Here is a 24,614-nt window from a genome sequence, read left to right as displayed (position 1 = left end):
CGTATGTCAATAGCATGCGGCCGCATGAACATGAGGAAACCGAACATGGCCGAAGGTCGGCGAGCTCAGATGGTCGCGGAAACCCGTGCAAAGCTCCTGTCCGCCGCGCGAAGGGCCTTCGCCGAACAGGGCTATGCCGGCGCCTCCATGGACGAGCTGACGGCCGGGGCCGGGCTGACGCGCGGCGCGCTCTACCACAATTTCGGTGACAAGAAGGGCCTCCTCCAGGCCGTGATCGACCAGATCGATGCGGAGATGCTGGCGCGCATGCGGCTCGCCAGACAAAGGGCGGAGACGCCGTGGCTCGGCTTCCTGGCCGAAGGGATCGCCTATATCGAGATGGCGCTGGAGCCGGAAATCCAGCGCATCATGCTGCTGGACGGCCCCGCCGTGCTGGGCGATCCGTCCCAGTGGCCGAACCAGACCGCCTGCCTGAAGGCGACTGCCGAGACGATCGAGGCCCTCGTCGCGGAGGGGACGCTGCGGCCGGTCGATCCCGAAGCGGCCGCGCGGCTGATCAACGGTGCCGCGCTGAATGCGGCCCTCTGGATCGCCGCGGCGAAGGATCCCCGTGCGGTCCATGGCAAGGCCGTCGACGCCTTCCTCCTTCTCGCCTCGGGATTGCGGGCGGCCGACGTCTGAGGGATGCGGGGGGCGTGGATCGCCGATGTCCTCAAACGGTGCTCGTTCGTGTAGACCAACAGAATGACAGACCCATCCGCCCCGCCCCGCTTCACCGTCTTCGGCCAGGCCCGCGCCGCGCCGCGCCCCGAGCCGGCGCTCTATCTGGTCGCGACGCCCATCGGCAATCTCGGCGACGTGACGCTGCGCGCGCTGGAGATCATCGCCGGCGCCGACCGTCTCGCCTGCGAGGATACGCGGGTGACCGGCAAGCTGCTGCAGCGCTTTGCCATCGAGCGGCGGATGACGCCCTATCACGAGCACAATGCGGAAACGGCGGGCCCGGCCCTGATCGAGGTCGTGCAGGCAGGCGGATCGGTGGCGCTGGTCTCGGATGCCGGCACGCCGCTGGTCTCCGATCCCGGCTACCGGCTGGTGCAGAGCGCCTACGAGGCCGGCGTCAAGGTCGTGCCGATCCCCGGCGCCTCGGCGGTGACGACGGCGCTTCTGGCCTCCGGCCTGCCGTCGGACGCCTTCTTCTTCGCCGGCTTCCTGCCCCAGAAGGAAAAGGCGCGGGCCGAGCGGCTGGAGGAACTCGTGCGGGTGCCCGGCACGCTCATCCTCTTCGAGGCGCCGCACCGCATCGCCGCCAGCCTCGCCGCCATGGCCGAAATATTCCCGGAGCGCGAGGCCGCCGTCTGCCGGGAGTTGACCAAGCTGCACGAGACCATCTATCGCGGCCTCCTGCCGGATCTGGCGACGCAATTTTCCGAGATGGCGGAGGTGCGCGGCGAGATCGTCGTCTGCATCGCCCCACCGCCCGCAGACGGCGCGGCCAGCCAGGCCGATGCCGACGAGATCCTCGCTGGTCTTCTGGTGGAAATGAAGCCGACCAAGGCCGCCCAGGAGGCGGCGAGGCTGACCGGCCTTCCCCGCCGCGATCTCTACCAGCGGGCGCTGGAAATGAAGGGCAAATGAGCCGAGACGGCGCCCCCGGACGTGGCGCCGAGGGCGTCGAGACGGTTCGCCGGCGCCGCCATCTCGGACGCGGCCATCGCGGCGAAACCCTCGCCGCGTGGGCATTGCGGCTGAAGGGCTACCGCATCGTGGCCCGGCAGTACCGCACCAAGCTCGGCGAGATCGACATCGTCGCCCGGCGCGGCGATCTCGTCGCCATCGTCGAGGTGAAGGCCCGGCCGACACTTGCCGCCGCGATGGACGCCGTCGGCCCCAGCGCCCAGCGGCGCATCGAGGGCGCCGCCGACCTCTGGCTGGCCAGGCAGAAGGACCATGCCCGCCTGTCGATCCGCTTCGACATCGTCGCCGTCCTGCCGCGGCGCTGGCCGGTGCATGTGACGGATGCCTGGCGGGGGCGGTGGTAGGGCGGACGGACTCGTCCAAGCACTTCAGTTCTTGACCGCCGGGCCCTTCGCGCCCCCCTCTGTCCTGCCGGACATCTCCCCCTCGAGGGGGGAGATCAGCAGCTTCGATCTCCGGCGCCTCTTTCTCGACGGCTGCGCCGAATTCGACGTTTGAAGATGGCCGCGGCACAACCGCCAAGCCGATCTCCCTCCTTGTGGGGGAGATGTCCGGCAGGACAGAGGGGGGTACGACGTCGCCTCGCCACTGGCCAAAATCCCAATTCCACGCAGGTCGCGCCAAGCAACCCTCGCCCTGCGAGGCTCCGCCGGTCTGCGACCCGGCCTCACGATGAGAGGCTACTTCAACGAGGCTGCGCCAGAATACCCGCCCTCGATCCCCGTCCCCGCCTTCCGCGCATAGCCGCGCGGCGTATAGGCCCAGCGCTTCCCGTCCCCGGTTGTGACCACCCGCGTGTTCGACGAGCCGACGATCACCACCGTCAGCATGTCGACGTCGTCGACGTTCAGCTCCGCCAGCGGCACGATGCGCACGCTCTCGCCGTCCCGGCCGAGATTGGTGGCGAGGATCACCGGCGTGTCGGCGGGCCGATGCTCGAGGAGAACGTCCCTTGCAAAGGCGAGCTGGGTGCGGCGCTTCTTGGAGACGGGATTATAGAAGGCGATGACGAAATCGCCCTCTGCCGCCGCCGTCACCCGGCGCTGGATGTCCTCCCAGGGGGTGAGGAGGTCCGACAGCGAGATCGTGCAGAAGTCGTGGCCGAGCGGTGCGCCGGCCCGCGCCGCCGCACCCTGCAGCGCCGAGATGCCGGGCGAATTGACGATTTCGATCCGCTTGGCCGCATCCGAGACGTCGCCCTTGTCGAGGAGCTCGAAGACCAGCGTCGCCATGGCGTAGATGCCGGCGTCGCCCGAACAGACCAGCGCGACGCTGCGCCCCTCGCCGGCGAGTTCCATGGCGTGGCGCACCCGCGCCTCTTCCTTGCCGAGGTCGAAGTCGTGTCGGGTCTTCTTCGCCGCCAGCGGCCCGAGGAGGTCGAGATAGAGCGAATAGCCGACGAGATCGCTGGAGGCGGCCACCATGCGGCTCACCTCCGGCGAGCGCCAGGCCTCGCTGCCGGGTCCGATGCCGACGACGAAGAGCGTCCCCCGCGCCCGGCCGATGGTCTTCGGATCGACCGGTTCGGCCGCCTCGCCCAGCGCGGCGGTGACACGCCTCGACTTGCGCTTGGCGAGCCGCAGGCTGCCGCCGGCCCCGACACCTGCCAGCGCCGCGCCCTCGGCGACGCCGTGGCAGCCGACCTCGGCGAAGACGACGTCCGACGGGTTCTGCAGCCGCGGCGCTTCGTCTTCGAGCCGCGCTGCGGAAAAGAACCGCGCCGGCACGCCGAAATGCGCCGCCACCGCATGCACCGCCGCCTCGTCGGCCTTGACGTCGAGGCTGGCGACGGCGGCGAGCGACAGGCGGCTGACGCCGGCCTCGGCAAGCACCGCCTCGGCCAGCGCGATCGCCTCGCCGACCGGTGCGCCGCGCTCGGCGCCGAGGCCGAGAACGAGGGTCTGCGGCCGGTAGAGGAGTTCGTTCGGCCGCGGCCCGCGAGCGGCGGTCGAAACGGCGATCTGCACGGCTGCGCTCGGGGAGTTTGCACCGGCTTGGGCAAACGGGATCCGGGATTGCTCCAGCCACGGGGCCTTGCCCTCCAGCTCGGCCGCACCGCCGGCGACCAGTGCCGCCATCACCGCCTTGGCGTCCTCCGGATTCTCCAGGACGTAGCCTGCGGGCGGCGCGTCCAGCGCCGCGCCGAACTTCACGTCGCCGGCCGTCGTCACCGCCGCGACACCGGCCGTCACCGCCGCGATCGTCCGCGCCAGATCATTGGCGCCGTGATGTCCGCCGAGCAGCGGCACCACGGCCGAGCCGTCCTCCGCGACCACCACCACCGGCGGCTCCGCCCGCTTATCGGCGAGGAGCGGCGCCAGGATGCGGATCAGGGCGCCGCTCGCCATCAGGGCGACGATCGGGCGGCCCTCCGAAAACAGCGCCCGGATCGCCTCCGCGACGCCCGGCCCGCCGTCGCCGGCCATTCCCTCTGCCCGTGCTCCAAGCCCGATGGCCTCGCCGCCGATCGCCGCGGCGATGTTCCCGGCGAGGGGCCGGGCGGCTTCGGTCAGGTGGATGACGGCAGGTGTCTGGTCTCGCTCAGCGCTCACGCCGGGCCTTTCTCGCTTTCAGGGATGATCTGCGGCTTCCGCGCCGCGTCGAGTCCGTAGCGCCGGGCGATCGCCGGCTCGGCGCCCCGGTAGCCGAGGATCATCGAAAAATACGGTGCGGCCCCCGTCACGTCCGCGAGCGGCAGGACACGCTCCTCGTCGAGGGTCACGCGTTCGCAATAGACCGACCGGTCCATCAGGCCGAGCCTCTCGATCAGGGCGCGGACCCGGTCGAAATGCCGGCCGAGCTTCATGATGACGAAGGCCTCGGCATGGAGCAGCCTGTCGGCCAGCGCCTCGTCGTCGAGCGGCCCGGGAATGACGGTGAGGATGTCGTTGCGGGCCGACAGCGGCCGGAGGGCCCGCGCCGCCGCCGCCATGGGCGAGGCGACGCCGGGCACGATCACCACCTCGTGGCGCTCGGCGAGGCGCTCGAACAAGTACATGAACGAGCCGTAGAAGAACGGATCGCCCTCGCAGAGGACGGCGACGTCGAGGCCCGCCTCCAGCCGCGCCGCGATCGTCGCCGCCGCCGCGTCGTAGACTTCGGCTGCCGGAAAGCGCTCGACCCGCATCGGCACGACGATCGGGATCTCCTCCTGGTCGCCCGTCAGAAAGCCGGCGACGATCGAGCGCGCGAAGCTCGTGCCGTGGTCGGGCGCCGGATAGGCCACGACGGGCGCGGCCCGAAGGATCCGGTGGGCCTTCAGCGTCACCAGCTCCGGATCGCCCGGGCCGACGCCGAGGCCATAAAGCGTCCCACTCATCCGGCCTGCCCCGACCCGTTCGCCGGCCCCGGATCGGCCATCGGGACGAGCTTCGGATAGGGCTTCGTCACGTGCCAGTGGATCACCGGCATCGAGGGCTTCAGCCCGCGGAACGGCCCGACCTTTTCGGCGCGGTCGATGGCGATGCGCATCAGCTCGCCCCCCAACCGCCCGTGCATCTCGATCAGCATCGCCTCGGATTCCAGCGTCACGGCATGGGCGACCATCCGCCCGCCCGGCTTCAGCGCCTCCCAGGCGGCGTCGAAGACGCCGTCCGACAGGCCGCCGCCGATGAACACCGCGTCGGGTGCCTCGAGCCCCCCATAGGCCTCCGGCGCGCTGCCCTCGACGAGAAGGAGTTCCGGCACGCCGAGCGTCGCGGCGTTCTCGGCGATCATCGCGCAGCGCTCCGGCTTCGGCTCGATGGCGACCGCGCGGGTCCGCCCGGCGGCCCGCAGCCACTCGACCGCGACCGAGCCGGCCCCTGCGCCGACGTCCCAGAGCAGCGCCCCGGGCATCGGCTCCAGCGCGGCGATCGCCAACGCCCGCAGCGTCCGCTTGGTCATCTTGCCGTCGTGGACGAAGGCGTCGTCGGGCAGCCCCGCCACCGTCGGGCGCGGCGTCGCCGCGCGCCCCGCGACGCAGAGGATGGCCACCAGATTGAGGTCGGCCTCGTCCTCGAGGTCGTAGCCGGCCGCCAGCGTCTCGCGGACCTGCTCGCGCTCGCCGCCGAGATGCTCCATCACGACCATCCGGCTCTGGCCGAAGCCGCGGCTGGTCAGGAGCCGCGCGATCTCGCGCGGCGAGGCACCGTCCTCGGACAGGACCAGCAGCTTCTCGCCGGGAAAGAGATGGCGCGACAGCTGGTCGACGGGCCGGCCGTGCACCGTCAGGCAGGCGGTCGCCTGCAGCGGCCAGCCGAGTTTCGCCGCGGCCAGCGAGAAGGCCGACGGCGCCGGCAGGACCCGCATGGCCTCCGCCGCGACATGGCGGGCAAGCGTCGCGCCGACGCCGAACCACATGGGATCGCCGGTGGCGAGCACCACGGTCGGCTTGCCGGCGCGCTCGAGCAGGCGGTCGAGCGCTGCGGAAAAGGGCGTCTCCCAGACGATCGTCTCGGCCGCGGTCTCGCCGAGTATGGCGAGATGGCGCTCGCCGCCGAAGATCGTCGTCGCATGGTCGAGGGCATTCAGCGCCTCGCCGGTGAGCGAGGCGAGGCCGCCGTCACCGATGCCGACGATGGTCAGCCAAGGCCCGTCTCCGCCGCGCGGCTCCCGCCCGTCGTCATTCGCGTCGGCCTTGCCGGACAGCCAGGGACGGACCGGATCGCTCATGATCCATCCGCACCGATGGCGAGGGCGTTGACGGCGCTGGCGGCCAGTGCCGAGCCGCCGCGCCTGCCGGAGACCGTGACGAAGGGCACGCCGCGGGAATCGGCGAGGAGCGCCGCCTTGGATTCGGCCGCGCCGACGAAGCCGACCGGCAGGCCGATGATCAGCGCCGGTCGCGGCGCCCCCTCGTCGAGCCGTTCAAGCAGGCGGTAGAGCGCGGTCGGCGCGTTGCCGATGGCGACGATCGCCCCGTCCAGCAGATCGTCGGACCAAAGGTCGACCTGCGCCGCCGAGCGGGTGGTGGCGTTCTTCTCGGCGATGCGGCGGGTGCGCGGGTCGGTGATCCGGCAGACGATCTTGTTCTGCTGCTTCAGGTTGGCACTGATGATGCCATGGGCCACCATCTCGCTGTCGCACAGGATCGGCGCGCCGGCCTCCAGCGCCGCCTTGCCGGCCGCAATGGCGCCTTCCGATACGGTGAGGTCGGCGACGATGTCGGTCATGCCGCAGGCATGGATCATCCGCACGGCGAGCGCTTCCGCCTCGGCCGGAACGCCGGAGAAGTCGGCCTCCTCGCGAATGATCCGAAAGCTCTCGGCATAGATCGCCGCCGGGTCCTTCAGATAGGAATCGCCGCCAAGGCCATTGGCGAAGTCCTCGAAGTCGCCGCCCTCTTCGGCCACCAGACTGGCGTCCTGCAGCTGGTCGAGGCCGACGATCCAGCCCTCCTCGTCCAGCACCGCGACGAGATCGTCCTCCGACAGATCGCGCGGCACGTCGAGCAGCGGACCGAAGCGGTCGGCGGCGTCGAGCCTTGCGAAGAGCTCGGCGAGCGTGTCGACCTGCGCCTCGTCGAGACAGGACTTCTCGCCCTTCTCGATGTCGACCAGCCCCGGATAGATCTCGGCCAGGACGATGGGCGCCGCGATCGCCTCGGCGAACCTCGTCTCGAACGGCCAGACCGCGATCTTGCCGGCAAATTCGGGGTCGCTGCGCAGCTGCTGCAGCCGGGCGATGCCGGTGATCGCCTGGCTGCCGACCGAGCCGGTGAAGTTCAGCTTCCAGACCGGCTGGGCCTTGGCCGTGCGCGCCTCGCCGAGCCGCTTTTCCGGCAGGGCCGTCGGATAGGGATCGGGCTTGGTCACCGACAGCCCCGGCACCTCCTGGTGCATGGGACGGCCCCAATACATCGGCGCGAACGCCAGCCGCTCGCGGTTGAGCCGGCCGGTCACCTCGAAGCGGTTGGAGAAATTGTCGTCCCGGTCCTGCAGCGCCTCGGCGAAATAGGCCCACAGCGCCTGCCAGCCGGCCTCCCCGGTGATCGCAGCGGCGCCGCCCTTCGGATAGCCGAAGGGGAAGTCGAAGCCGGCGAACACGGTCTTTTCTTCCGCCAGCGCGTCACGGAAGAACTGCCGCAGCCGGGCCATCGCCGCCGAGCGGGTCGGCGCGTTGACGGTCTCGGTGATGCGCACCTCGCCGCCCTCACGCGTCGCAAGGGCGATCCAGATGGAATCCTTGCCGGTGGTTGGCGTGTTGGCGGCCGACCAGTCGATGATGGCGTAGCGGTCGAAAAGGGGCATCCAGTCGTCTCGTCTCTTCCTAGGCTCACCCTAAGCAGGCATTCGCTGGCAAGCCAACGAATGCCTGCTTAGTGCCTTTTGTTTCAGCAGAGTTTTTGTCCCAGAACCGGTGACCACGTCTGGGAAACTCTGCCTAGCGCATCGACCGCGGACCGAGAGGGTGGTCGGCATGCGGATAGGGATGATGGTGGTGGCCATGATCGTGCCCCTGGCTGTGGGCGTGACCATGGGCATGGCCGTCTGCATGGGAATGCCCGTGATCATGGGCATGATCATGACCATCGGCGCCATGATGATGGTGGTGGCCGTCCTGCCCGTGCCCGTGACCGTGCCCGTGCGCGTCGCCGTGGCCATGAGCGTGGCCATGGCTATGGTCGTGACCATGCTCGTGATCGCCATGCTGCGCATGTCCCGCATGCGGCGCGTGGCCGGGCGCCGCGGCGGGCTTTGCCCGGCAGGCGCCGGTGCAGGCGGTGTCGCAGAGGTCGCAATCGGCGGAGGAGCCGATGCCCTCGACGTGGTGGTGGTGGCTCTCCTGGGCGAGCCCGACCTCGGCTTCGAACCCCAGCACCTGCTCGCGATACTTGCAGAGCTGGCAGTTCATGTTGTTGGTGCCCTCGAGGATCTCGTGGAGCCGATCGACGAAGGTTTCGACCACCAGATCGTGGGCGCCGAGATAGGGCGCCTTGAGGAACCGGATGTCCGGATGATCGGCCGCGACGGCGTCGGTCTGGTCGTAGATCCGGCGCACCAGGATGCCGGTGAAGAGGAAATACGGAAAGACGACGATCCGCTTGTAGCCGAGCCGCGCCGCGTGGCTGAGCCCGGGCCCGACCAGCGGGAAGGTGACGCCGGAATAGCAGGTCTCGCCCCAGCCGAAGCCGAGCCCTTCCCAGAGCATCCGCATGACCTTGGAGACGTTGGAATTGGCGTCCGGGTCCGAGGCACCGCGCCCCACCACCACGAGCATGGTGTCGTGCAGCGGCTCGCCCTCCTGCCAGCCGTCGGCGACCAGGCACTCCTTGATCCGCGCGCCCGCGGCCCGCAGCATCTTCAGGTCGATGCCGAGCTCGCGGCCGTAGTGGATCGTCACGCCGTTCTCGGCGGCATAGGTGTTCAGCACCGAGGGAATGTCGTTCTTGGCGTGGCCGGCGGCGAACAGCATGCCCGGCAGCGCCAGGATCTCGCCGGCGCCCTCGCCGCGCAGACGGTCGAGCCCGTCGCGGATGATCGGCTTGGCGAATTCCAGATAGCCGTAGTCGGTGTGCCAGTCCGGCAGCCGGGCCTTGAGCTTCTCGGCGAGCCCGGCGAATTCGCGCACCGCACCCTGGTCGCGGCTGCCATGGCCGCACAGCATCAAGGCTTTCATCATGTCGATCCTCCTAGTCCGTTGTCGACGCCGGAGGATCCGCGTCGCCCCGCAAGGCATCGGCGAATCGATCCGACAGCTCCGTCTTGGCCCCCTGCTTGGGTCGGCCGCACCGGAATCGCTTTCAGCCCCTTCCAGAGGGGCACCGTCGTGTTGCGCGACATGGGGTAGAGGGGAATGGCGGCGGGGTCAAACCCTGGTCGTCGTGCGGAGGGGCCATGCAGGGCCGCCTGCAGGGAGATGGCGGCGGGCCTAGACCGAGGCCCGGGAGGATCGATCGGCGTCCTCGGCGGCGCCCTCGCCCCCATCTGCGGGCCGGACCGGCGCCGTATCCCGCTCCGTAAGCCAGACCTCCAGGGCGTCGATGGTCATCGGGCGGGCGTAGAAATAGCCCTGAAAATTGACGTAGCCGAGGTCACGCAGGGTCGTGACCTGCGCGGCCTCCTCGACGCCTTCGGCGATGCAGTTCAGCTTCATCGACAGGCAGAGGGCGAGGATCGAGCCCAAAAGGTTTCGGCCCGCCTCGGTTTCATAGCCCGGCATGAAGCTGCGGTCGATCTTGACCCGGTCGATCGGCAGGCGGTGCAGATAGCTGAGGCTCGAATAGCCCGTGCCGAAGTCGTCCAGCGCGATATGCGAGCCGAGCGAGCGCAGGAGACGGATGGAGGCTTCCGCCGTCTTGAAGTCGCGGATGACGGCGGTCTCCGTGACTTCGAAGATCAGGCGGGCGGGATCGACGCCCGAACTGCGCACCAGGGCCACGAGGGAGATCATCGTCGGGGCGCTGGTGATGTCGTGGGCCGACAGGTTGAAGGACAGACGCATCGTCTCCGGCAGGCGATCGACGAGGGTGAGCGCCTTGCGCAGGAGCAGCAGCGTCAGATCGTGCATCTGGCCGGAACGCTCGGCGACGGCGATGAAGCTGTCCGGGGGCACGTGGCCGAGGATCGGGCTGTGCCACCGCGCCAGCGCCTCGACGGCGGTCGCCTCCCCGGTCACCGTGTTGACGATCGGTTGCAGGCAGATGCTCATTTCCGCCTCGAGATCGGCGGAGCTCATCGCCATCTCGAGCTGACGGGTCGTATGGATCTTCCTGGCATGAGCCGGCGAGTAGACGGTCACATGGCCGCGATTGGAGACCTTGGACGAATAGAGGACGTAGTCCGCCCGGTCGAACATGTCGTGGGCGTCGACGACGTCCTCAGTCAGGAGCGCGACGCCGCAGGACGCCCCGATGACGAGGCAGAGATTGCCGATCTCGAAGGGCTCCGCCAGCGAGGCGCAGGCGTCTCCCGCCAGGCTGCAGGCGATGGTCTCGCCCCCTTCGATGACGAAGGCGAACTCGTCGCCGCCGAGCCGCGCCATCGTCAGGTCCGGGCCCGAGAACTGCCGCAGGCGCTCGGCGACCGCCTCCAGCAGCCGGTCACCGAGAAGATGGCCATAGCTGTCGTTGACCGCCTTGAAGTGGTCGAGATCGATGATCCCGACCGCCAAGGGGGAGCCGTCTTCCCTGGCCCTCGCGAACCCGGCTCTCAGGGCCTCGAAGAAGTTGCGCCGGTTGGGAAGCGCCGTGAGCGCATCGGTATGCGCCATCCGCAGGTTCTCGCGGCTGAGCCGGTCCGTCACGCCTTTCGAGATGACCAGTTGCCGGAAGCCGGAAAAGTTGTTGAGCATCACCTGCACCATCACGGCGGTGACGAGGGACATGTTCAGCCCGACCGCCGTGTAGACCACGTTGCCGACGCTGAGATAGTAGGCGAGATACGGGATGGTGACGATGAACGTCACCGACAGGGCTGCCTGCGGGAAGCTGGCCAGGCAGAGGATGCAGCCGATCACCGTGACGGCGATGAAGATCGCCACATGGGCATGTTCGTCCGCCCCGCCATAGGCATTCAGCGACAGGGCCCATGCGACATAGGCGGCGGCGAGGATCGCAGCCAGGATGTGCGTCTTGCGCAGTTCACGCCGTGCATGGTCCGCGTCCCAGCGCTTGCGCCTGCGAACGATCCAGACCACCAGCCGGGCGAGCGACGCGATGACCAGCGTCGCGGGCACGAGGATCGTCATCCAGTTCGGTGCATAGCCGAAATGGGTGTAGGCAAGGGCGACGGCATTGACCGCCAACAGGGCGTAGAGCAGCGGAACCTGGCGACGCAGTTCCTCGAACTGGGCCATGACGAGGTCGCAATCCGCGTCGTGCAATCGGAACCAGGCTGCCAGCTTCCGTATCCGCATGATAGATCCTCTGACCTTGCCAGGCGGATACTGGCAGCAAGGAGTTAAGCTCGCGTCGCCAGCCAGTGCTTCTTTCGAGCCTGCGATCTGCCGCTGCGGACACGGATCGGCCCGACCTGCCCTCGACTGATCCTGCGACGCGGGATGCCGTTGCGGCCCAAAAACCTCAGGGCTTTGACCTCTGGCCGAAAAGGCGTAGAGGGCGGGGCCTTGTCCTCTCGCCGATCCCCCATGACCATCGACATCATCCTGTTCCTCGTCGCCGCGGCCTTCGTCGCCGGCTATGTCGACGCCGTCGCCGGCGGCGGCGGCCTGATCACCATCCCTGCCCTGCTGCTTTCCGGCGTCGATCCGCTGACGGCGCTCGGCACCAACAAGGTGCAGTCGCTGTTCGGCTCGGCCTCCGCGACGATCGCCTATGCGGCGAAGGGACACATGAATCTCCGGGAGCAGGCGCCGGTCGCGGTCCTGTCCTTCGGCGGTGCCTGTCTCGGCGCACTCGGCGCCCGCGTCCTTCCGACCGAAATCCTCCAGACCGGCCTGCCGTTCCTCCTGATCGCCGTCGCCCTGTTCTTCGCCTTCAAGCCCGGCCTGTCCGACGTCGATGCCGAGCGGCGGATCTCGCCGGCCGTCTTCGCCTTCACCCTGGTGCCGCTGATCGGCGCCTATGACGGGCTCTTCGGCCCCGGCACCGGCTCGTTCTTCATGCTCGCCTTCGTGTCGCTCGCCGGCTACGGCGTGCTCAAGGCGACGGCGCATACCAAGCTCCTCAATTTCGCCTCCAATTTCGGCGGCTTCACCGTCTTCGCTTTGGCCGGCGCGGTGATCTGGAAGGTCGGCCTGATCATGGGCGTCGCGCAGTTCGTCGGGGCGAGGCTCGGCGCGATGACGGCGATGCGCTTCGGCGCGACGTTCATTCGTCCGCTGCTGGTCGTCGTCTGCCTGGCGCTGGCCATCCGGCTGCTCTGGCAGTAACCCGGAGGCAACGAGGCGAGACGGGAGGCGGAATTGGCCAGGACGCCGGCGATCATGCTGCAGGGAACCGGCTCGGACGTCGGAAAATCGGTGCTCGTCGCAGGTCTCTGCCGGCTGTTTTCGAACCGCGGCCTGAGGGTCCGCCCGTTCAAGCCGCAGAACATGTCGAACAACGCCGCCGTGGCCGCGATTCCGCAGACGGACGAATTCGGCGAGATCGGCCGCGCCCAGTGGCTGCAGGCGCTGGCCTGCCGCATCGCGCCCACCACCGACATGAACCCGGTGCTCCTGAAGCCACAGTCGGAGACCGGCAGCCAGATCGTCCTGTCCGGCAAGGTCGCCGGCGCCGCCAGGGGACGCGAATACCAGGCGCTGAAGGCGCGCTTCCTCGAGACCGTCCTGCAAAGCTTCGCCCGCCTCGAAGCCGAGGCCGATCTCGTCCTCGTCGAGGGCGCCGGCTCGGCCGCCGAGGTCAACCTGCGCCGCAACGACATCGCCAACATGGGCTTTGCGACGGCGGCGAACGTCCCGGTGCTCCTCGTCGGCGACATCGACCGGGGCGGCGTCATCGCCTCGCTCGTCGGCACTCATGCGATCCTGTCCGAGACCGACCGGGAAATGGTGGCGGGCTATCTGATCAACCGCTTCCGCGGCGACGTCACCCTGTTCGACGAGGGGCTCGAGGTGATCACCCGCTTCACCGGCTGGCCGAGCCTCGGCGTCGTGCCGTATCTTGCCGCCGCTTCGCGGCTGCCGGCGGAGGATTCCGTCGCATTGGAGCGGCCGGGCGCCGCCAGTGCGAAGACGGCGAAGCTGACGGTCGCCGTGCCGATCGTCGGGCGCATCGCCAATTTCGACGACCTCGACCCGTTGAAGGCCGAGCCGGACGTCGCGGTGGTCTTCGTGCGGCCGGGCGAGCCGATCCCCGCCGATGCCGGGCTGATCGTCCTGCCCGGCTCCAAGTCGACGATCGGCGACCTGAAGGGCCTGCGCGCCAATGGCTGGGACCGCGACATCGCCGCCCATGTCGCCCGCGGCGGCCATGTCGTCGGCCTCTGTGGCGGCTACCAGATGCTCGGGCGGATGGTCGAGGATCCGGACGGCATCGAGGGCGAGGAGCTGGAAGCGCCCGGCCTCGGCCTCCTCGACGTCGAGACGGTCATGCAAGCGCAAAAGACCGTGCGGCCGAGCACCGCCGCAACGCCGGGCGGGCTGCGTCTCGAGGGCTACGAGATCCACCTCGGACGAACCAGCGGGCCGGACTGCTCCCGTCCCGTGGCTGTGCTGGATGGCGCGCCCGACGGCGCGACCTCCGCCGACGGGCGGGTGTTCGGAACCTATCTCCACGGACTGTTCGGTGCCGACGAGTTTCGCCGGGCCTATCTGTCCCGCTTCGGGATCGCCGGCAGCGGCACGGGCTATGGCCGCTCGGTCGAAGCGGCTCTCGACGAGATCGCGGCGCGGCTGGAAGATGTGGTCGACGTCGAGCGGCTGATGGAAATCGCACGCCGGCGCTGCGGCGGCTGAAGCGCGGCAGCTGCCGCACTGCGCCTCTCGGTCATGCCTTCAGCCGTGGAAGGCGGTCCTCAGCAGGTCGATCTGCTGGCCGACCGGATTGGCGGCCTCCGGTCGCTCCTCGACGGCGTTCGCCGAGCCGTAGATCTCGCGATCCAGCATGGCGATGCGCCGCTCGAGCTTGATCGCCCGCTCGACGATGTCGCGGAAGCGCTCGGGGAGATCGGGATATTCCGGCGAATCCTTCGCGGTGCCGAGGCCTTCCAGCCGGACCTTGACCTTCTCGGCCTCGACCTGGCTGCGCGACATGTCGCCCTGGTTGGCGGCGCGCTGCAGGAGCAGCCAGGAGGCCACCTGCATCAGCCGGGTGGTGAGGCGCATGGATTCGGCGGCATAAAGGGTCGCGCCGGCCCGGGTCAGGCTCTTGGCGTCGGTCCGCCCGTCGCCGTCGAGATAGGCCGCGGTCTCGTCGACCATCGCCATGCCTTCATTGAACAGCGGCTGGAACGAGCGCGAAAATGCCAGGTGCTCGGCCAGCTTGACGGTCCGGTCGTCGTCGCGGGAATCTGTCGTCTGGGATACCATCGCCTAGCGCCAACTCCTGACAGCCTGTTCGCAGAATCACAACGAACGCAACACCGTAGCGCCGTCGTCTTCGCCAAGGTGCGGCGAGTCCGCCGCCAAAGCAAGCCGGCTCGGTTGCTTTTCCTTAACCTCGGTTAATACCCCGAACGGTGAACGAAAGGCAAAAAAAAGAGCCGAACGAGCGGCTCTCAGGAGTTTCAACAGGGAGGCGTCAGACGATGCGGAGAACCGCGCCGCCTATCCAGCGAACTGGACTGATTAGAGTGATACCTCCGAAACCTTACCTGATCCTTAACGGGTGGTTTCCATCGCAAGATTTTCTCTACCTTTCGGCTGACGCGACGGCCGCAGCGGCCAGATCAATGGAACCCACGGGGGAATGGCGATGGACGGCGAGATGCGTGTGGTGGAAATCGGCGAGCCCGGCGGGCCGGAGGCGTTGCGTCTGGGCAGGCGCCCGGTGCCGAAGCCGGCGCGCGGCGAGATCCTGATCGAGGTCGCCGCCGCGGGCGTCAACCGGCCGGACGTGATGCAGCGCCAGGGCCTCTATCCGGCGCCTCCCGGCGCGCCCGAGTGGCCCGGCCTCGAGGTTTCGGGAACCGTCGCGGCACTCGGGGACGCGGCTTCGCGTTTCGCCGTCGGCGACCGGGTGATGGCACTGGTGGCCGGCGGCGGCTATGCCGAATACGTCACCGTCGACGAGACCAACGCGGTCATGGCGCCCCGGGCGCTCAGCCTCGTCGAGGCGGCCGGTTTCCCGGAGACCTTCTTCACCGTCTGGCACAACGTCTTCCAGCGCGGCGGCCTCACGGCCGGCGAGACGTTCCTCGTCCATGGCGGCACGTCGGGCATCGGCACGACGGCGCTCCAGCTCGCCCGCGAATTCGGCGCAAGGGCGTTCGCCACCGCCGGAAGCGACGACAAGTGCCGGGCGGCCGAACGGCTCGGCGCCGACGCCTGCATCAACTACAGGAATGCCGATTTCGTCGCGGTGCTGAAGGAGGCGACCGGCGGCAAGGGCATCGACCTCGTCCTCGACATGATCGGCGGCGACTACGCCGCCCGCAACGTCGACGTCGCGGCCGAGGACGGGCGGATCGTCCAGATCGCCGTCCAGCGCGGGGCCAAGGCCGAGCTCGACCTGTTCAAGATCATGCGCAAGCGGCTGACGCTGACCGGCTCCACCCTGCGCAACCGGCCCGTCGCCTTCAAGGCGACGATCGCCGACGAACTCTCCACCCACGTCCTGCCGCTGGTCGAAAGCGGCAAGGTCAAGCCGCTGATCGACGAGACCTACCCGCTCGAGGCTGCGGCGGATGCCCATCGTCACATGGACGACGATCACATCGGCAAGATCATCCTGACCACCGGCAGGGGCGGCGACTAGGCGCCTTGGGGTCGTTCACCGGCCCACCACGACGAACCCCCGCCGTGCTGCCGGATCGTGGCACGAAACTGGAACGCTGCTTCGGAACGGGCCACGAATGATCGATTTCACCAGCTTCGGCTTCACCATCAACATCGCCTTCTTCATCGCCGCCGCCGCGGTGATCACCTATGCGGGCGTCAAGGTCTCGCATCTTGCCGACGAACTCGCCGACCGCACCGGCCTCGGCGAGGTCGTCGCCGGGGCTCTCTTCGTCGGCGCCTCGACGTCGCTGCCGGGCGCGATCACGTCGGTGGCCACCGCCTGGCAGGGCTTCCCCGCGCTCTCGATCGGCAATGCGCTGGGCGGGCTCACCGCCCAGACCCTGTTCATCGCGGTCGCCGACGTGTTCTACCGCCGCGCCAATCTGGAACACGCGGCCGCGACGCCCGTCGCCCTGGCGCAGGGTCTGCTTCTGGTCGCGCTGCTGGCGACGGCGCTGATCGGCTCGACGATGCCGGCCATCGAGGTGTTCGGCGTCCACCCGGTCTCCTACCTCCTGCCCGTCGGCTACGTCCTCGGTCTCCTGCTTCTGAGGAACGTGCACCAGAGCGACATGTGGCGGGCGACCGTCACCGACGAGACGCGGGAGGAGACGTCCGACGCGTCCGAAAGCGACGACGAGCGCAGCAACGCCAGGCTGTGGGGCACCTTTGCCGTCTACGCCGCCCTGACCGCCCTCGCCGGCTACGTGGTCGGCGAGGCCAGCATCGCGCTCGTCGGGCTCACCGGCGTCTCGCAGACCCTGTTCGGGACCACCTTCACGGCGATCGCCAACTCCCTGCCCGAACTCGTCACCGCGATCGCCGCGGTCAGGATCGGCGCGGTCGGTCTCGCGGTCGGCGACATCATCGGCGGCAACGCCTTCGAGATCCTGTTCCTCAGCCTCGCCGACTTCGTCACGCCCCAGTCGATCTACCGCGACATGACGCCCGACGATCAGGCGACGGGGCTTTTCGCCGGCCTGATGGTGCTCATCGTCCTGCTCGGCATGATGAAGCGCGAGAAGAGCGGCGCCTTCAACATCGGCTTCGAGAGCGTCTTCGTCTTCGGGCTCTATGGGCTTTCGGTCCTCGTCCTGTTCGTGTGACACCGGCAAGACGGCAGGCGGGGCCAGAGTCCGCCTGTCTTTTCCTTGCGCTGAGGGCGGGAAGGATTTATATCGAACCCCGAATTCCCGGACATCCAGCGATGATCCACGGCCTGTCCCCCACGGGGCAGGCGAACAGGAGGATTTTATCCATGGCCCAGCAATTGTTGATGCCGAAGGCGACTGCCGTCTGGCTGGTCGACAACACCTCGCTCTCCTTCGAACAGATCGCCGACTTCTGCACGCTGCATCCGCTCGAGGTGAAGGCAATCGCGGACGGCGAATCGGCGCAAGGCATCAAGGGTCTCGATCCGATCATGACCGGACAGCTCTCGCGCGACGAGATCGAGCGCGCCGAGAAGGACGAGAAGCACAAGCTGAAGCTGGCGCCGCCGAAGGTCCGCGTGCCCGAATCCAAGCGCAAGGGGCCGCGCTACACCCCCGTCTCCAAGCGCCAGGACCGGCCGAACGCCATCCTCTGGCTGGTCCGCAACCATCCCGAGGTGAAGGACGCCGCGATCTCGCGCCTCGTCGGCACCACCAAGAACACCATCGAGCAGATCCGCGAGCGCACGCACTGGAATTCCGCCAATCTGCAGCCGATGGACCCGGTGACCCTCGGCCTCTGCTCGCAGATCGATCTCGACCTCGAGGTCGAGAAGGCGACGCGCGGCATGCCCAAGCCCGAGGAACTGGCGGAAGAGGAGCGGCTGCTCTCGGCCGCCCAGACCCAGAACTGGACGCCGATGTCGTCGAGCGGGCACGAGGAGAAGGAGATCGACGAGGCCGCGGTCTTCGCCAAGCTCTCCTCGATGCGCCGCGAGATGCCGGAAGACGACGAGGACGACCAGCGCTGACGCTGCCGAAGACGGCTGGAGCGGGATGAAGCCGGGCTCGTCCGGCCATCGCGCTTCTCCCGGCGCTCGGCACGCCAGCTTGCCGAAACACCGATGTGTCGAAACACCGGTGTGCCGAAGCACCGAAGATCGGCATTCGGGTCCGATGCGCGAAGCCGGGCCGCGGGTCAGGTCGCGAAGATGCCGTCCCAGGCCTCGACCGCCTTCTGCGCCCGCGCCTTGACGGTCGCGGCATCGTCGCCGGGCCGGTAGAGCGACGAGCCGAGGCCGAAATGGCGAATGCCGGCCGTCGCATAATGCGCGAAATCGGTCTCCGAGACGCCGCCCACGGCACCGACCGGCAGGTCCGGCGGCAGAATGGTCCGGATCGCCTTGATGCCCGAGGGGCCGAGCGCGCTGGCCGGAAAGAACTTCAGCGCCGTCGCGCCGAGGCGGGCAGCCGCCAGCGCTTCCGTCGCGGTGAAGACGCCGGGCATGGTGACGAGGCCCTGTTCGCCGGCGCGCGTCAGCACGGCCGCATCGACGTTCGGGCTCACCAGCAACTGACCGCCGCAATCGGCCAGGCGGTCCACCGACGCGACGTCGAGCACCGTTCCCGCACCGATCAGAACGCCGTCCGGCGCGATGAGCGACGCCATCTCGATGGAACGGAACGGATCGGGCGAGTTCAGCGGGATCTCGATCGCCTCGATGCCGGCCTCGATCAGGCCGGCGACGACGGCTTCGCAATCGTCGGGGGTCAGGCCGCGCAGGATGGCGACGATGTCGCGCTTCAGCGTCGGCCAGGGAAGGCGCGAGGTCATGGGTTCGCTCATCTCAGGATCTTTCGTGCTGCCGCAAGGAGGCCCCGTCGCACCGCCGCCTCGCCGTCCTCTTCATGGGCCGCGATGTCGAGGGCATCGAAGGCCGCCCGGTACCGCGAGGCGAGCGGCCCCGCCGCCACCAGTCGCACGGACGTCTCGTCGAGCCGGCCGAAGCGGCTCGCCGCGCCGGCGAGTTCGAGGCCGATGAGGAGGCCCGACAGGGTGGTGGCCGGGTGCTGCGCCTCCTCTTGCGCGAGGAGCCCGGCGGCGCGGATGGAAAACAGCCGGTTCGACAGTTCCGCCGGTCGGGCGAACGCCGCCCTCACCGCCGCCTGGAAGACCGCCACGTCGAAGCTTTCGTCCTGCGGCTTCACCGAGTGCTTCAGGATCGTGTGGCCCGCGATGGCGGCGTAGAGATCGCCGGTCATGAAGGTCGAGAAGCCGGTCAGCCGGTCCTCCTCCAGGACGACCCATTTGGAATGGGTGCCCGGCAGGCAGGCGAGCCGGCGGCCCTCCCCTGCCTCGAGGCCGAGGATCTGGGTTTCCTCGCCGCGCATCACGTCGAAGGCGCCCTCGGCGCGCTGGCAGACGCCGGGCAGGATGAAGACCGCGCGGCCCGTATCGGTCACGCGAACCGCACCGTCCGCCAGGCTTTCCGGATCGGCGGGCGTGTCAATGTAAGTCGCCTCGACCCAGCCCTGCCTGGCACCGACCATGCCGCAGGCGACCACCGGCAGGTCGCCGGCCACGCCGAGGGCGTCCAACTGGCGCTCGAGCACGCCGGCAAAGCCGCCCTCCGCCTCGCCGGCCGTCGTCATGCCCTCGCTGCTGCGCCGCTCGCCGAGCACCGCGCCCTCCCCGTCGACCAGCCAGAGGCGGAACGACGACGTGCCCCAGTCGGCCAGCGCGGCGAAGGCGCTCATGCGCCCGCCAGCGGATCGAAGAAGAACGGCTCGGTGACCCGCCGCCGCCCGAGCAGGAAGGCGTCGGCGACATGGCGCAGCGGCGCCAGATCGACGTCCGAGTGTCCCGCCGCGATCAGTTCGGCGAAGCGGGCATAGAGCCCGTCATATTCGGCCTCCGGCCCGACATCCCGCTCCTCGCCGTCGACGAACAGCTTGGCGCCGCCCATGGACAGTGTCAGCGTGCCGCCGTCGGTTTCGACGGCGATGTCCCAGGTCTGCAGGCCTGTCTGGCGGAAGTCGAAGGCGGCCTCGACCGCCTCGCCTTGCGGGCCTGCGAAGGCGAGATCGGCGGCGATCGGCGCCTGGCGGTTGTCCGGAAAGGTCAGTTCGGCGCCGGTCAGCCAGATCGGGAAGGGCAGGATCCGCGTCACGATCGACAGGGCGTTGATGCCCGGGTCGAAGACGCCGAGCCCGCCCGCCTCGAAGATCCAGTCCTGGCCCGGATGCCAGTGGCGCACATCCTCCTTCCAGGCGACCGTCATCTTGCGGATGCGCCGCGACTTCAGCCATTCCCGCGCCGGCTCGACGCCGGGCGCATGGCGTGAGTGCCAGGTGGCGAACAGCGACACGCCATGCGAGGCGGCAAGGCCCGCCAGATGCTCGACCTCCGACAGGGTCGCCCCCGGCGGCTTTTCCAGCATCACGTGCTTGCCATGTCGCAACGCTTCAGCGGCCGCCTCGTGCCGCGCCTGGGGCGGCATGCAGAGCGACACGGCCGCGATGTCGGGCATGGCCTCCAGCATCTCGGCGGTGGAGGCGAAGTTGGCGATGCCGTCGACGCCGGCATTGCGGCTCGCCGCCGCCACCAGCTCGAAGCCCGAGCTGCGCGACAGCGACGGCAGATGCTGGTCGCGGGCGATCTTGCCGATACCGACGAGGCCGAGCTTCACAGGTGTCATGCGCTTCACGCCCGGTTCTTGTTGTAGACGTCGAAGATCACGGCGACGAGCAGGACGAGACCCTTGATCACCTGCTGGTAGTCGATGCCGATGCCGAGGATCGACATGCCGTTGTTCATCACGCCCATGATGAAGGCGCCGATCACCGCGCCGATGATCGTGCCGACGCCGCCGGCCATGGAGGCGCCACCGATGAACACCGCCGCGATGACATCGAGCTCGAAGCCGAGGCCCGCCTTCGGGGTGGCGGTGTTGAGGCGCGCGGCGAAGACGAGGCCCGCGAGAGCCGCCAGCATGCCCATGTTGGCAAAGGTCAGGAACACCAGCCGTTCGGTGTTGATGCCCGACAGCCTCGTGGCCTTCTCGTTGCCGCCGACGGCATAGATCCGCCGGCCGATGGTCGTGCGCGAGGTGATGAAGGAGTAGACGGCGATCAGGAGCGCCATCACCACGAGGACGTTGGGAAAGCCCCGGAAGGTCGAAAGCGCCCAGGTCAGATAGACGATCGCGGCGGCGAGGATGAAGTTGCGGGCGAAGAAGAACAGCGCCGGCTCGTCGTCATGGCTCGACGCGCGGTTGCGGAAGCGCGACCTCAGGCCGAAGAACAGCATCACGGCGACGACGGCGATGCCGAGCAGCATCGACAACAGGTTGAAGCCCTTGATGCCGAAGACGTCCGGCAGGAAGCCCGAGGAGATCAGCTGGAAGTTCGCCGGGAACGGGCCGACCGACTGGCCGGCCAGGAGCCAAAGCGTCAGGCCCTTGAACACCAGCATGCCGGCCAGCGTGACGATGAAGGACGGGATCTTCCAGTAGGCGATCCAGTATCCCTGCATCGCCCCGATGACGGCGCCGACGGCGAGGCAGATGACACCGGCGAGGACGTAGTTCATGTCCCACTGGACGATCATCACCGCCGCCAGCGCCCCGACGAAGCCGAGCACCGAGCCGACCGACAGGTCGATGTGGCCGGCGACGATGACCAGGAGCATGCCCAGCGCCATGATGATGACGTAGGAGTTCTGCAGGATCAGGTTGGTCAGGTTGATCGGCTTCAACAGGATGCCGTCGGTGACGACCTGGAAGAACGCCATGATGACGATCAGCGCGAGCAGGATGCCGTATTCGCGCATGTGCTTGCGGATGAAGCTGCTTGAGCCGCCAGCCGCGCCGCCGGTCGCCGGCTTCGTCACGCCCGGCTGGTGAATGGCCTCTTGAGACATCCCGTTTTCCTCAGTTCCTGTGGCCGGAGCGAATGATCAGCGACATGATCTTCTCCTGCGAGGCGTCGCTGGTCGGCATTTCGCCGACGAAGCGGCCTTCGTTCATGACGTAGATTCGGTCGGTGACGCCGAGCAGTTCGGGCATCTCCGAGGAGATGACGACGATCGCCTTGCCGGTCTTGGCCAGCTCGGCGATGATCGCGTAGATTTCGTATTTCGCCCCGACGTCGATGCCTCTGGTCGGCTCGTCGAGGATCAGCACCTCGGGGCCGGCGAACAGCCATTTGGCCAGGACGACCTTCTGCTGGTTGCCGCCGGACAGGTTGACCACCTCCTGGGCGGTCGAGGAGCACTTGATCCGGATGCGCTCGCGATAGTCCCGCGCCACATCGAGCTCGCGTCCCTCGTCGATGACGATCCCTTTGGCGATGCCGGGAAGGTTGGCGAGCGGGATGTTGCGGCGGATGGTGTCGTCGAGGACGAGGCCGTAGGACTTGCGGTCCTCGGTCGCATAGCAGATGCCGGCGGCGATCGCCCGCTGCACGGTCGACACGTCCACCGGCCGCCCGTGCATCCGGACCTCTCCGGAAATCCCGACGCCGTAGGACTTGCCGAAGACGCTCATGGCGAGTTCGGTGCGCCCGGCGCCCATCAGCCCGGCGATGCCCACCACCTCGCCGGCCTTCACGTGGAAGCTGACGTCGTCGACGACCTTGCGCTCGGAATGCTGCGGATGGTGCGCCGTCCAGTTCTTCACCTCGAAGATCGTCTCGCCGATCTTCGGCTCGCGCGGCGGGAAGCGGTCGGTCAGGCTGCGCCCGACCATGTCGCGGATGATCGCGGCCTCGCTGACGTGACCGCCATCGGCGTCGAGGGTGGAGACCGCCGAACCGTCGCGCAGCACGGTGATGGTGTCGGCGACCTTGGAGATCTCGTTCAGCTTGTGGGAGATCAGGATCGAGGAGATGCCGGCCGCCTTGAACTCCAGGAGCAGCTGCAGCAGCGCCTCGGAATCGGTCTCGTTGAGGCTGGAGGTCGGCTCGTCGAGGATCAGGAGCTTGACCTCCTTCGACAGCGCCTTGGCGATCTCGACCAGCTGCTGCTTGCCGAGGCCGAGTTCGGTGACGCGCGTCTGCGGCGATTCCCGCAGGCCGACCTTGGCGAGCAGCTCGCGGGTGCGCGCGAAGGTCTCGTGCCAGTCGATGACGCCGCCGGCCGCCCGCTCGTTGCCGAGGAAGATGTTCTCGGCGATCGACAGGAGCGGCACCAGCGCCAGTTCCTGGTGGATGATGATGATGCCGCGCTTCTCTGAGTCGGCGATGCCGGAGAAGCGGCACTCCTGGCCCCTGAATTCGATGACCCCGTCATAGGAGCCATGCGGGTAGACCCCGGACAGTACCTTCATCAGGGTGGACTTGCCGGCGCCGTTCTCGCCGACGAGGGCGTGGATCTCGCCCTCCGCGACGCTGAGATTGACGTTGTCGAGCGCCACCACCCCCGGAAAGGTCTTGGTGATGCCCCGCATCTGAAGAATGCTGCCCATGGCGCCTTGTCTCGATACGTCCGCGCCGCGAGGAAGCCGCGGCCGCCGGACTTGCATGGTCATCGTCGCGGCGGGCGACGGGCCGGCCGCTGCGGCGCGCCGGTCAGGGCGCGCCGCGTGGAGCATCGGCGCGAGGAAGCCTCGCGCATGAGGGGTGGCTTACTTGACCTGGTCGGCGGTGTAGTAGCCGCTCTCGACCAGCACCTTCTCCCAGTTGTCCTTGGTCACCAGCACCGGCTTCAGCAGGTAGGACGGGACGACCTTGACGCCGTTGTCGTAGGTCTTGGTGTCGTTGACCTCGGGCTCGTTGCCCTGCAGCACAGCGTCGACCATCTGGACGGTGACCTTGGCGAGCTCGCGGGTGTCCTTGAAGATCGTCGAATACTGGTCGCCGCGCAGGATCGCCTTGACCGAGGGGACCTCGGCGTCCTGGCCGGTGATGATCGGCATCTCCAGGTCGCCGGAGCCGTAGCCGACGCCCTTCAGCGAGGAGATGATGCCGATCGACAGGCCGTCATAGGGCGACAGCACGCCGTTGACCTTCTGGTCGCCGGTGTAGTTCGCCGACAGGAGGTTATCCATCCGGGCCTGGGCGACCGAGCCGTCCCAGCGCAGGGTGCCGACCTTGTCCATGCCCATCTGGCCCGAGGGGATCTTGATCTTGCCCTCGTCGATCAGCGGCTGCAGCACGCTCATCGCGCCGTTGTAGAAGAAGTAGGCGTTGTTGTCGTCCGGCGAGCCGCCGAAGAGCTCGACGTTCCATGCCTCAGCGTCGGGGAAGCGCGCCTTCAGCCCGTCGACCAGCGACTCGGCCTGCTGCACGCCGACCTGGAAGTTGTCGAAGGTGGCGTAGTAGTCGACGTTCTCGGTATCGCGGATCAGCCGGTCGTAGGCGATCACCGGAATGCCCGAGGCCGCCGCATTGGCCAGCGTGTTCGACAGGGTCGTGCCGTCGATGGCGGCGATCACCAGCGCCTTGACGCCGGTGGTGATCATGTTCTCGACCTGGTTGACCTGGTTCGGGATGTCGTCCTCGGCATATTGCAGGTTGGCGCCGTAGCCCGCCGCCTCGAACTGCTTCACCATGTTGTCGCCGTCGGCGATCCAGCGCGCCGAGGACTTGGTCGGCATGGCGATGCCGATCGTGCCCTTGTCCTGGGCATGCGCCGACATCGGGGCCGAAAGGGCCACGACGGCAGCCGCAGCTCCCGCCAGAATTGTCTTCATCATCATGGTC

21 protein-coding genes are annotated in these 24,614 nt (G+C 68.4%); 8 read left to right on the top strand and 13 right to left on the bottom strand.

Going from position 1 to position 24,614, the window contains the following annotated elements:
• The first annotated feature begins 45 nt into the window (after positions 1–45).
• From ATO4_RS09820 to ATO4_RS09810, 3 genes are all read left to right on the top strand, one after another.
• Entirely contained in the window at positions 46–642 is a 597-nt protein-coding gene (locus ATO4_RS09820; protein ID WP_083591341.1) for a TetR/AcrR family transcriptional regulator, read from the top strand.
• A 63-nt stretch (positions 643–705) separates the two neighbouring features.
• Positions 706–1,599 carry a 16S rRNA (cytidine(1402)-2'-O)-methyltransferase gene (gene rsmI / locus ATO4_RS09815; RefSeq protein WP_083591340.1) on the top strand — a complete coding sequence of 298 codons (894 nt, stop codon included), beginning with the start codon at positions 706–708 and terminating at the stop codon, positions 1,597–1,599.
• On the top strand, positions 1,596–2,003 hold the full coding sequence (locus tag ATO4_RS09810; RefSeq protein ID WP_083591339.1) for a YraN family protein: 408 nt from the start codon (positions 1,596–1,598) through the stop codon (positions 2,001–2,003). The genes rsmI and ATO4_RS09810 overlap by 4 nt, the downstream gene beginning before the upstream one ends.
• Before the next feature lie 336 nt (positions 2,004–2,339).
• On the opposite strand, the gene cobJ is transcribed toward ATO4_RS09810, so the two are convergent.
• The 6 genes from cobJ to ATO4_RS09775 form a co-directional block, all read right to left on the bottom strand.
• Entirely contained in the window at positions 2,340–4,211 is a 1,872-nt protein-coding gene (gene cobJ, locus ATO4_RS09800) for a precorrin-3B C(17)-methyltransferase (RefSeq protein WP_083591337.1), read from the bottom strand.
• Complete coding sequence (gene cobI / locus ATO4_RS09795) at positions 4,208–4,978, bottom strand: precorrin-2 C(20)-methyltransferase (protein ID WP_083591336.1); 771 nt, start codon at positions 4,976–4,978, stop codon at positions 4,208–4,210. Before cobI ends, cobJ begins: the two co-directional genes overlap by 4 nt.
• Positions 4,975–6,312: a precorrin-6y C5,15-methyltransferase (decarboxylating) subunit CbiE gene (gene cbiE, locus ATO4_RS09790; RefSeq protein ID WP_083591335.1), complete on the bottom strand. Its 1,338-nt coding sequence runs from the start codon at positions 6,310–6,312 to the stop codon at positions 4,975–4,977. The genes cobI and cbiE overlap by 4 nt, the downstream gene beginning before the upstream one ends.
• Positions 6,309–6,992 (bottom strand): precorrin-8X methylmutase, encoded by a 684-nt coding sequence (locus ATO4_RS28305; RefSeq protein ID WP_245308672.1) that lies wholly within the window; start codon positions 6,990–6,992, stop codon positions 6,309–6,311. The genes cbiE and ATO4_RS28305 overlap by 4 nt, the downstream gene beginning before the upstream one ends.
• Before the next feature lie 1,030 nt (positions 6,993–8,022).
• Positions 8,023–9,258 carry a sirohydrochlorin chelatase gene (locus ATO4_RS09780; protein ID WP_083591378.1) on the bottom strand — a complete coding sequence of 412 codons (1,236 nt, stop codon included), beginning with the start codon at positions 9,256–9,258 and terminating at the stop codon, positions 8,023–8,025.
• Between the two features lie 252 nt (positions 9,259–9,510).
• A complete protein-coding gene (locus ATO4_RS09775) occupies positions 9,511–11,496 on the bottom strand; it encodes an EAL domain-containing protein (RefSeq protein ID WP_083591334.1) in 1,986 nt (661 codons plus the stop codon).
• Between the two features lie 231 nt (positions 11,497–11,727).
• Between ATO4_RS09775 and ATO4_RS09770 the strand changes: the two genes are divergently transcribed.
• Positions 11,728–12,471, top strand: coding sequence for a TSUP family transporter (locus ATO4_RS09770; protein ID WP_083591333.1), 744 nt, complete (start codon positions 11,728–11,730; stop codon positions 12,469–12,471).
• Positions 12,472–12,504: 33 nt separating this feature from the next.
• A complete protein-coding gene (locus tag ATO4_RS09765; protein ID WP_083591332.1) occupies positions 12,505–13,998 on the top strand; it encodes a cobyric acid synthase in 1,494 nt (497 codons plus the stop codon).
• Between the two features lie 39 nt (positions 13,999–14,037).
• On the opposite strand, the gene ATO4_RS09760 is transcribed toward ATO4_RS09765, so the two are convergent.
• Positions 14,038–14,571, bottom strand: coding sequence for a DUF1465 family protein (locus tag ATO4_RS09760; protein ID WP_083591331.1), 534 nt, complete (start codon positions 14,569–14,571; stop codon positions 14,038–14,040).
• A 379-nt stretch (positions 14,572–14,950) separates the two neighbouring features.
• Here ATO4_RS09760 and ATO4_RS09755 point away from each other — a divergent pair, with 379 nt between their 5' ends.
• The 3 genes from ATO4_RS09755 (at position 14,951) to ATO4_RS09745 (ending at position 17,944) form a co-directional block, all read left to right on the top strand.
• On the top strand, positions 14,951–15,958 hold the full coding sequence (locus ATO4_RS09755) for an NAD(P)H-quinone oxidoreductase (RefSeq protein ID WP_083591330.1): 1,008 nt from the start codon (positions 14,951–14,953) through the stop codon (positions 15,956–15,958).
• A 97-nt stretch (positions 15,959–16,055) separates the two neighbouring features.
• Positions 16,056–17,087 carry a cation transporter gene (locus ATO4_RS09750; protein ID WP_083591329.1) on the top strand — a complete coding sequence of 344 codons (1,032 nt, stop codon included), beginning with the start codon at positions 16,056–16,058 and terminating at the stop codon, positions 17,085–17,087.
• Positions 17,088–17,239: 152 nt separating this feature from the next.
• The gene (locus ATO4_RS09745) at positions 17,240–17,944 is read left to right on the top strand and encodes a DUF1013 domain-containing protein (protein WP_083591328.1); all 705 of its coding nucleotides are present in this window, start codon (positions 17,240–17,242) and stop codon (positions 17,942–17,944) included.
• A 167-nt stretch (positions 17,945–18,111) separates the two neighbouring features.
• On the opposite strand, the gene ATO4_RS09740 is transcribed toward ATO4_RS09745, so the two are convergent.
• The 6 genes from ATO4_RS09740 to chvE form a co-directional block, all read right to left on the bottom strand.
• Positions 18,112–18,747 carry a 2-dehydro-3-deoxy-6-phosphogalactonate aldolase gene (locus ATO4_RS09740; protein WP_083591377.1) on the bottom strand — a complete coding sequence of 212 codons (636 nt, stop codon included), beginning with the start codon at positions 18,745–18,747 and terminating at the stop codon, positions 18,112–18,114.
• Positions 18,748–18,755: 8 nt separating this feature from the next.
• On the bottom strand, positions 18,756–19,670 hold the full coding sequence (locus ATO4_RS09735; RefSeq protein WP_083591327.1) for a 2-dehydro-3-deoxygalactonokinase: 915 nt from the start codon (positions 19,668–19,670) through the stop codon (positions 18,756–18,758).
• Entirely contained in the window at positions 19,667–20,611 is a 945-nt protein-coding gene (locus tag ATO4_RS09730) for a Gfo/Idh/MocA family oxidoreductase (protein ID WP_083591376.1), read from the bottom strand. Before ATO4_RS09730 ends, ATO4_RS09735 begins: the two co-directional genes overlap by 4 nt.
• A 5-nt stretch (positions 20,612–20,616) precedes the next feature.
• Entirely contained in the window at positions 20,617–21,744 is a 1,128-nt protein-coding gene (gene mmsB, locus ATO4_RS09725; RefSeq protein WP_245308671.1) for a multiple monosaccharide ABC transporter permease, read from the bottom strand.
• Between the two features lie 100 nt (positions 21,745–21,844).
• Positions 21,845–23,377, bottom strand: a complete 1,533-nt coding sequence (mmsA, locus tag ATO4_RS09720; RefSeq protein WP_083591325.1) for a multiple monosaccharide ABC transporter ATP-binding protein — start codon at positions 23,375–23,377, stop codon at positions 21,845–21,847.
• A 159-nt stretch (positions 23,378–23,536) separates the two neighbouring features.
• Entirely contained in the window at positions 23,537–24,604 is a 1,068-nt protein-coding gene (gene chvE / locus ATO4_RS09715; protein ID WP_210191050.1) for a multiple monosaccharide ABC transporter substrate-binding protein, read from the bottom strand.
• Between the last annotated feature and the right edge of the window lie 10 nt (positions 24,605–24,614).

Source organism: Aurantimonas sp. 22II-16-19i, assembly GCF_002088275.1.
Taxonomy (GTDB): domain Bacteria; phylum Pseudomonadota; class Alphaproteobacteria; order Rhizobiales; family Rhizobiaceae; genus Jiella.
This window is presented reverse-complemented; position numbering and strand designations above follow the sequence as displayed.